Here is an 8,152-nt window from a genome sequence, read left to right as displayed (position 1 = left end):
ACAATGTGATGGGTTTCGAAAACGGCACGAAAAGGACATGATCGCCTCCATTGTTCACGATACGGCACCGATAACGCTCATCGGCGGCGGGGACGCCTCCATTAGCGACGTCGAAGAGGCCACAGCGCTGGCCCCGCGAGTCGTGGCGGCGGACGGGGGCGCGGCGCTGGCGCTGGCCGCAGGCCGCGTGCCGGAGGCCGTGATCGGTGATTTCGACTCGCTCCCCGAAGACCTGCGCAGACGCCTGCCGGCGGACATCCTCCATCCCTTGCCGGGGCAGGACGATACGGATTTCGGCAAGGCCATGGCCCGGATCGACGCGCCGCTGGTGCTGGGCGTGGGTTTTGGTGGCGGAAGGGTCGATCACCAGCTTGCGGCCTATCATACGCTGGCCCGGATGCCGCATCGGCCCTGCGTGCTGATCGACCGGACAGAGATCGTCTGCCTCGCGCCGCCCCGGCTGCTGCTGCCCTGCACGCCGGGCGATATCGTCTCGCTCTTTCCCCTGACGCCGGTGACGGGGCGCAGCGCGGGGCTGCTCTGGCCGATCGAGGGTATCGAGTTTGCGCCGGATGTATTTGTCGGCACGTCGAACCGCGCGACGGGGCCGGTGGAGATCCAGATGGATGGACCGGGCATGTTGCTCATCGCACCGCGCCGCCTTCTCAAGCCGCTGGTGCGGCAGCTGGCGGCACCCGACCGCGCGCATTGGCCCGCTCCCGCATGACGACATAGAGGCCCGCGGCCATGGTGATCACGATGCCGAGCCCGGCGAGCCCATTTGGCCATTCGCCGAAGATCGCAAGGCCGAGGGCTGTCGCAAAGGGAATTTCGAGGTATTGCATCGGCGCCAGCGTGGCCGAGGGGGCATAGCGCAAGGACCATGTCATCAGCAGATGCGCCAGCGTGCCAAGCACCCCGATTCCAATGAGCAATCCCCATTGCGCGGCATCCGGCACCACGGGGGCAAGCAGGGGAGCCCCAAAGAACTGGCCCGCAACGACAAGTGGAAGCACGAGCATCACCGCCATGCCCCCGCTGACCGCCTGAAGCTCCACCGGGTCGATCCGTTTCGCGATCCGCCGCGTCACCAGCATGAAAACGCTGAAGTTCGCGGCCACCAGAACCGGCAGAAGCGCGGGCCAACCCACCTCTGCAAAGCTGGGCTGAATGACCAGAAGCGTCCCGATGAAGCCCGCAACGCAGGCCCAAAGGCGCCGGGGCCCGACCTCTTCCTTCAGGACATGTTTGCCCAGGAGCAGCATGAAGAAGGGCATCACGAAGGCGATGGCGACCGCATCCGCCAGCGCCAGATAGCGCAGGGCGGTGAACATCGCCCCGATGCCGAAAATGTGCAGCAAGGTACGCAAAAGGATCAGCCCAATCAGCCCCTGTCCGCCCCATGGGCGAGGGCGGGCGAAGGACACGATTGGCAGCAGGAGCACGGCCTGTACGGCGAACCGCAGAAGCACCACCTGTACCAAGGGGACAGACGCCCCGAGTATCTTTGCAACAGCGTCCCCCATGGGGGCGACAATGCAAAACCCCAGCATCAGCAGGATTCCGAGGAGGGGCCGGTCTTCCGTCATGAGGGGAGCGTAGTCTGGTACGAAGAGTTTCGCAATTTATCCTTGCTTTCGTTTGATAATTCCCGATCGGGAGGGGCGGCAGCAGCAGGGAAGTCCATAGCGGTTCAGGCCGCCGGGCGGCTGAGCCGGACCTTGTTTCGTCCGCCGGATTTCGCTGCGTAAAGCGCCTTGTCCGCCTTTTCCAGCAGGGCGCCCCCGTTTTCCGGGGCATCACCGCTGCCGGCTGTCTTGCTGGAACCGACCGCCATACCGATGCTGATGGTGACGCTGATGGGCTCCTCAATTCCCGGCACCCGGAACGGTGTGCCGCTGATGTCGTTGCACAGGCGCAGGGCGGCGGCGCTCGCCTCCTTGAGGGTGGAGCCGGGCATGACGATCATGAACTCCTCCCCCCCGATGCGGGCGACCATATCCATCGCGCGCAGGTTGCTGCGCAACCGGGTGGCGGTTTCGGCCAGCACGGCATCGCCCGCGGCGTGGCCATGCCGGTCGTTGACCCGTTTGAAATGATCCAGATCCGCTAGCATCACCGCGAAGGGCCGGGCCGTCGCCCGGGCGTGGTCCGCGATACGCTGCAGATGGGGCATCGCGTAGCGGCGGTTGTGCAGCCCGGTCAGGGGATCGAAAATCGCCGCCTGCGCGCCGGTGCGCACCGTGGCGCGCATCTGTTCATCCATCTGCTTGCGGCGCATCAGGTTCCGCAGGCGGAGGGAAAGCTCGGCCGGTTCGAAGCCGTCGGTCATCACGTCGTCGGCGCCAAGGTCCAGCGCATGGGCGGCAAGCCCCGGGTCGGGGGCCATCTGGACGATCATGATGCCGCTGTGCCGCGTGGCCGCATTGGCCCGCAGCGCCGAGACAAGGCGCAGGGCCTCGGGCGATTGGGGGTCTTCGGGCTGGACCAGGACAAAGGCGTCCGGTCCGCCGTCAAGGCCTGCGTCGCGCAGGGCGGCGGCGGGGGCGCAATAGCGGATGCTGCCGCCCAGCGACGCGCGCAGGCAGCGGATCCAGCGCTGCCCCTCGACCGGGTTGGGGGCCACCAGCGTGGCACGGCCCGCGCGTTCGAAGATGGGGGCGGGTTCGGCCATGCCCAGGGCGCGCGATGTATCGTCGCGCATCCGCCATTCGGCGGCGGCGTTGTGGATGCGGATCGTGCTGCGCACCTGGCTCAGCAGAAGCGTGTCGCACACCGGTTTCGCCAGCATCTGCGCCCCCGCCCTGAGGATGGCGAGCCGCCTTTCCGGATCGGCCCCGGACCCCATGGCGATGACGGGAAGATGTTCGCAACCGGGTGCGGCATGAAGCTTGCGGCACAAACGTTCCGCCGTGCCGTCCGGCAGGCTGAGCGCGGTGATCACGAGGTCGAAGGTCAAGCTGCGGGCGAGCCTTATCCCGGCGGAAATGCTGTCTGCCTGTACGACCTCGTAATAGGCGTCTGTCAGCTTGACCTTCAGGATGATACGGTTTGTCGCAATCGCATCCAGAACGAGAATCTTGCCTTGCACGACAGTCTCCATTCCGCACAGGTTCGAGGTTGGAGAAATGTTGCCCGGAAAGGTTAACAAAGCGTTGCGGAAACTGCGTAAATTGGAAGGTTTGATGACATATACACCCGAGACGGCGGAGACGCTGGCGCTGCGCGCGCTGGGATGGCTCGCCGCCAATGACGATCTGCTGCCGGTCTTCCTTGGGGCCACGGGCGTGGACGAATCCTCGCTTCGGGCGCAGGCGGCGCAGCCGGAGTTCCTCGCCTCGGTACTCGATTTCCTGATGATGGATGACGCATGGGTCATGGCGTTCTGCGATGCATCGGCCCTGCCGTATGAACACCCGATGATGGCGCGGGCGGCGCTGCCGGGCGGCATGCAGATGAACTGGACATGAGCGGCGCACAGGCCGCCCCCGCGGTTCGGGGAATCGTGTTCGACAAGGACGGCACGCTTTTCGATTTTGCAGCGACCTGGGAAGCCTGGGCGGTGGCCTTTCTGCTGCGCGCGGCAGAGGGCGACGCCGCGCGCGCACAGCAGGTCGGCGCGCAGATCGGCTTTGATTTCGCGGCGCGCCGCTTCGCCCGCGACAGCATTGTCATCGCCGGCACCCCGGGTGAGGTCGCAACAGCGCTCGCCCCTCATTTCCCCGACACGGCGCCCGATGCCCTGCTCGCCATGCTGAACGACGAGGCCGCGCAGGCCCCCCAGCAGGAGGCCGTGCCTCTGCGCGCCTTTCTGCAGGCATTGCGCGACCGGGGGCTTCGGCTGGGGCTGGCGACCAATGACGCCGAAGCGCCCGCGCGGCTGCATCTGGAGCGGGCGAATGTCACCGACCTGTTCGATTTCGTCGCCGGGTTCGACAGTGGCCATGGCGGAAAGCCCGAACCGGGGCAGCTGCGCGCCTTTTGCGCCGCCATGGGGCTGGAGCCTGCCGAAGTCGTCATGGTGGGTGACAGCCTGCACGACCTGCATGCCGGCAAGGCGGCGGGGATGCGGACCCTGGGCGTGCTGACAGGTTTGGCGGAGCGCGAAGATCTGGCCCCTGACGCCGATGCGGTGCTGCCGGATATCGGGCATATCCCGGCGTGGCTCGACGGTCTGGCGCCCGCGTGACGCCGGATCGGTGCCGCATGATGCCCTAAAGCGACACGGACCGTCGCGAACGGAAAGGATGCGCCCAAACGCATCGGGCCTTCTGCAGGTACAGCGCAGGAGGACGATCAATGGCCGAGACCATGAACCGCAGAAGCCGCCATGGCGGGCGCGCAGGGGCCCGGACGCGGCGGGGTACGGCGGTGATCGAACAGATGCCCTGGGCACCGCCCGTCAATTGCGACGCGCCCACCGAACCGCTTACCCCCGAGGGGGTGGAAGCGATCCACGACGGCGCCATGCGCATCCTTGAAGAAATCGGCATCGCATTTCTGAATCATGAGGCGCTCGACATCCTGCGCAAGGCGGGCTGCAAGACCAATGGCGAAGTGGTTTTCATGGGGCGCGACTTCGTGATGGAATGGATCGCCAAGGCGCCGTCCACCTTCACCATCACGCCGCGCAACCCGGACCGCACCATTACGATCGGGGGGCGTAACCTGCTGTTCGGCAACGTTTCTTCCCCGCCGAACTATTGGGATCTGTCGCTGGGGCGCAAGACCCCCGGCACACGGGCGCAATGCCGGGACCTGCTGAAGCTGACGCAGTATTTCAACTGCATCCATTTCGCCGGCGGCTATCCGGTGGAGCCGGTGGATATCCACGCCAGCGTCCGCCATCTCGATGTGCTCTATGACAAGCTGACGCTCACCGACAAGGCGATGCATGCCTACAGCCTTGGCAAGGAACGCGTCGAGGACGTGATGGAAATGGTGCGGATCGCCAGCGGATTGAGCCATGAGGAATTCGATGCCTCCCCGCGGATGTACACCAACATCAATTCGACTTCGCCGCTGAAGCACGATGTGCCCATGCTCGACGGCTGGATGCGTCTTGCGCGGCGGGGGCAGGGGCTGGTGGTAACCCCCTTCACGCTGGCGGGGGCCATGGCCCCGGTGACCATGGCGGGTGCGGTGGCGCAATCGCTGGCCGAGGCGCTTTGCGCGGTGGTGCTGGCGCAGATCATCCGCCCCGGTGCGCCCTGCGCCATCGGCACGTTCACCTCCAACGTGGACATGAAGACCGGCGCGCCCGCCTTCGGCACGCCGGAGTACATGCGCGCCACGCAGATGACAGGACAGCTCTGTCGCTACTACGGGCTGCCCATGCGCTCCTCTGGGGTTTGTGCCGCCAATGTGCCGGACGGGCAGGCGATCTGGGAAACCTCCAACAGTCTCTGGGCGGCGGTGCAATCGGGCAGCAACATGGTCTATCACGCGGCCGGCTGGCTGGAGGGCGGGTTGATCGCAAGCCCCGAGAAATTCATCATGGATTGCGAGATCCTGCAGCAGATCCAGCGATACATGCAGCCCGAGATCTGCGCGACGGGGCCGGATGAGATCGCGATCGATGCGATCAAATCCGTCGGTAATGCGGGGCATTTCTTCGGCATCCAGCACACGCAGGACAGATACACCACCGCCTTCTATCAGCCTTTCCTGAGCGACTGGACAAACTACGAAGGTTGGGAGGCGGCAGGTGCCGTCTGGACGCCGGAGCGCGCCCACCACATGTTCCGCGAGATTGTGGCCTCCTTCGAGGCGCCACCGCTCGAGGAGGCCCGGCGCGAGGAACTGGCCGATTTCGTCGCCCGCCGCAAGGCCGAAGGCGGCGCGCCCACCGACTTCTGATGCCCCGGGCCCGCCACGACGATCCTGCGCCGTTGGGCGAATGTTAATGCTTTGCGGGGCAGAGTGGCGACGGGGGTATCTACGGGAGTGGTGACATGCACGGTCTCATCAACCGCAGCATCCAGAGATACGTTTGCAACCGATACGGAGAGGAGACATGGCACCGGGTGACGCGGACCGCCCGGGTCGAGATCACGGATTTCGAAGCGATGCTGGCCTATGACGATGCGGTAACGCCACGGCTGCTCGACGGCGTGTCCCATGTGCTGCAACGCTCGCGCTGCGAAGTGATGGAGGACATCGGCAGTTTTCTAGTGTCTGCCTCGGCCTGCGAAGCGGTGCGCCGGCTGCTGCGCTTCGGGGGCGTGACCTTTTCCGAGTTCCTGCAGTCTCTGGACGATCTGCCCGACCGGGCGCGGCTTGCCGTGCCGGAGCTTTATCTTCCGGCGCTGTCGCTGCATGACGAGGCGGAGGGCCTCTACCGGCTGGAATGCGAAGCCGCGGTGCAGGGGTATGGCCATGTGCTGATGGGCGTGCTGCGCGGCATGGCGGACGATTACGGCGCGCTTGTCCTGCTGGAACATTCGGGCGCGGGCGATGGAACGGAAACCGTATTCATCCGGCTGGTGGAGGCGGATTTTGCCCAGGGCCGCGAATTCCTTCTGGGGCTTCGGGCAGGATGATGCCGCCCGGGCTGGGGGAGGTCCCCCACGACGTGGCCGCGCTGGTGCCGCTTTTGGATCAGCTTTGCCCCCTGCACCTGATGATGGACGGTGCGGGCCACATCCGCCACGCGGGACCCACTATGCAAAAGCTGCGCCCCGACCGCGTGCTGGAGGGCGCGCAGTTCAGCGAGGTCTTCCGCATCCGGCGCCCGCGCGGGGGGCGACGCTTGCCGGACTCGTTGCAGCGGGCACAAGGACGCTGCAACTGGCCTTCGCCGAAGCGCCCCGGACGGAGATGAAGGGCCTATTGCTGCCGCTGAGCGCGGATAGCATCGTGATCGACCTGTCCTTCGGGATCGGCGTCCATGACGCTGTCCAGCGCTACAAGCTCACCAGCGCGGATTTCGCGGCCACGGATATGGCGGTGGAAATGCTCTACCTGATCGAAGCTAAGTCAGCGGCGATGGAAGCCTCCCGTCGGCTCAACCTGCGGCTGCAGGGCGCCAAGATCGCGGCGGAGGAACAGGCCTTCACCGATACGCTCACCGGCTTGAAGAACCGCCGGGCCGTCGACCACCTGTTGGGGCGGCTCTGCACTGCCGGGACGCCACTGGCGGTGCTTCAGGTGGACCTCGATTTCTTCAAGCAGGTCAATGATACGCTGGGCCATCCTGCGGGGGATCATGTGCTGCAGCAGGTGGCCCGGGTCATGGTGGAGGAGACCCGGCAGGGCGACATCGTCGCGCGTGTCGGGGGTGACGAGTTCGTCATCATCCTGCCCGGCGTTGATGACGATCACGCCCCGCGCCGCATCGCCCGGAGGTTGATCGCGCGGCTCGACGCGCCGATCCCCTACGGCGCGGAGACCTGTCATGTCTCTGCCAGTGTCGGTATCGCGCGTCTGCCAGAGGGCGCGCGCGCAACGCGGGAGGGGGTGCTGTCGGATGCCGACGTTGCCCTTTACGCGGCAAAGCGGGCAGGCCGCCAGCGGGAGGCCGTCTATCACCCCGAAATGCGCAGTCGGGAGGCGAAGGCCGCCCGCCCGTGACTTCGGTCGGCGGAGCCGGGGGCCAGCCCCCGGACCCCCGGGATTTGATCCCATTTGGAAGCAGGGAACGTGTTGCGCAGTGGACCCGGAAGCGGGGCTGGCGTATCACGCGGGGATGAAAATGCGTCCAACCCGTTCCGTTCCGTGCTGAAAGGTCTGCGCCATCGCCTGCGGACCGCTTGGCGCCGCCGACGCTTTGCCGCGCGGCTGCGGCACCTGCACGGGCCCCGGCGGTTGGAGAGCGGGCCGGAAGAGGTGATCCTGATCGCGCTCGTGCGCGACGGGAGCTATTACCTCGATGCATTCTTCGATCATTACCGCGCCATGGGCATTCGCCATTTCGTCTTTATCGACAACGGCTCGACCGATGACACGATCGCCCGCATCAAGGCTGAACCCGGGACGGTGATCGACCAATGCGACCTGCCGCTTGCGCGCTATGAAGACCTGATACGCGGCTGGCCGGCCATGACCTATGGCCGGGATCGCTGGTGCCTTTACGTGGACATGGACGAGATGTTCGATTTCGAGGGGCGCGAGGTGCTCGGTATCGAAGGGCTGGTTCGCTATCTGGATGCCG

At 65.9% G+C, this 8,152-nt stretch carries 10 protein-coding genes; 8 read left to right on the top strand and 2 right to left on the bottom strand.

The window, feature by feature from the left end; translation table 11 throughout:
- Positions 1-727, top strand: a 727-nt coding sequence (locus A3764_RS14990; RefSeq protein WP_330220532.1) for a thiamine diphosphokinase, incomplete at its 5' end; no start/stop codon positions are given.
- On the opposite strand, the gene A3764_RS14985 is transcribed toward A3764_RS14990, so the two are convergent.
- Both A3764_RS14985 and A3764_RS14980 read right to left on the bottom strand, forming a co-directional pair.
- Positions 666-1,589, bottom strand: coding sequence for a DMT family transporter (locus A3764_RS14985; protein WP_067923240.1), 924 nt, complete (start codon positions 1,587-1,589; stop codon positions 666-668). The genes A3764_RS14990 and A3764_RS14985 overlap by 62 nt on opposite strands.
- A 104-nt stretch (positions 1,590-1,693) precedes the next feature.
- A complete protein-coding gene (locus tag A3764_RS14980) occupies positions 1,694-3,091 on the bottom strand; it encodes a diguanylate cyclase (protein WP_067951722.1) in 1,398 nt (465 codons plus the stop codon).
- A 94-nt stretch (positions 3,092-3,185) separates the two neighbouring features.
- On the opposite strand from A3764_RS14980, the gene A3764_RS14975 reads away from it, so the two are divergent.
- The 7 genes from A3764_RS14975 to A3764_RS14950 form a co-directional block, all read left to right on the top strand.
- Positions 3,186-3,470 (top strand): DUF3572 domain-containing protein, encoded by a 285-nt coding sequence (locus A3764_RS14975; RefSeq protein ID WP_067921682.1) that lies wholly within the window; start codon positions 3,186-3,188, stop codon positions 3,468-3,470.
- Positions 3,467-4,189: an HAD family hydrolase gene (locus A3764_RS14970; protein WP_067921676.1), complete on the top strand. Its 723-nt coding sequence runs from the start codon at positions 3,467-3,469 to the stop codon at positions 4,187-4,189. Before A3764_RS14975 ends, A3764_RS14970 begins: the two co-directional genes overlap by 4 nt.
- 110 nt (positions 4,190-4,299) lie before the next feature.
- Positions 4,300-5,859 (top strand): trimethylamine methyltransferase family protein, encoded by a 1,560-nt coding sequence (locus A3764_RS14965; protein ID WP_067951721.1) that lies wholly within the window; start codon positions 4,300-4,302, stop codon positions 5,857-5,859.
- Between the two features lie 95 nt (positions 5,860-5,954).
- Positions 5,955-6,542 (top strand): heme NO-binding domain-containing protein, encoded by a 588-nt coding sequence (locus tag A3764_RS14960; protein WP_067920077.1) that lies wholly within the window; start codon positions 5,955-5,957, stop codon positions 6,540-6,542.
- Positions 6,539-6,823, top strand: a complete 285-nt coding sequence (locus tag A3764_RS26350; RefSeq protein WP_330220531.1) for a hypothetical protein — start codon at positions 6,539-6,541, stop codon at positions 6,821-6,823. The genes A3764_RS14960 and A3764_RS26350 overlap by 4 nt, the downstream gene beginning before the upstream one ends.
- A complete protein-coding gene (locus tag A3764_RS14955; protein WP_330220254.1) occupies positions 6,820-7,572 on the top strand; it encodes a GGDEF domain-containing protein in 753 nt (250 codons plus the stop codon). Before A3764_RS26350 ends, A3764_RS14955 begins: the two co-directional genes overlap by 4 nt.
- Before the next feature lie 69 nt (positions 7,573-7,641).
- The coding region (locus A3764_RS14950) for a glycosyltransferase family 2 protein (protein ID WP_236628206.1) at positions 7,642-8,152 on the top strand (511 nt) is incomplete at its 3' end.

The organism is Sulfitobacter sp. HI0129, assembly GCF_001635395.1.
Taxonomy (GTDB): Bacteria; Pseudomonadota; Alphaproteobacteria; order Rhodobacterales; family Rhodobacteraceae; genus Sulfitobacter.
The sequence above is the reverse complement of the archived record's forward strand: the minus strand, read 5'-3'. Positions and strand labels throughout refer to the sequence as shown.

What these genes read in the sequence shown, in the direction of transcription:
- A3764_RS14985 (WP_067923240.1), bottom strand. Translation starts at nt 1,589, where the DNA reads ATGACGGAAGACCGGCCCCTCCTCGGAATCCTGCTGATGCTGGGGTTT.
- A3764_RS14975 (WP_067921682.1), top strand. Translation starts at nt 3,186, where the DNA reads ATGACATATACACCCGAGACGGCGGAGACGCTGGCGCTGCGCGCGCTG.
- A3764_RS14970 (WP_067921676.1), top strand. Translation starts at nt 3,467, where the DNA reads ATGAGCGGCGCACAGGCCGCCCCCGCGGTTCGGGGAATCGTGTTCGAC.
- A3764_RS14965 (WP_067951721.1), top strand. Translation starts at nt 4,300, where the DNA reads ATGGCCGAGACCATGAACCGCAGAAGCCGCCATGGCGGGCGCGCAGGG.
- A3764_RS14960 (WP_067920077.1), top strand. Translation starts at nt 5,955, where the DNA reads ATGCACGGTCTCATCAACCGCAGCATCCAGAGATACGTTTGCAACCGA.
- A3764_RS26350 (WP_330220531.1), top strand. Translation starts at nt 6,539, where the DNA reads ATGATGCCGCCCGGGCTGGGGGAGGTCCCCCACGACGTGGCCGCGCTG.
- A3764_RS14955 (WP_330220254.1), top strand. Translation starts at nt 6,820, where the DNA reads ATGAAGGGCCTATTGCTGCCGCTGAGCGCGGATAGCATCGTGATCGAC.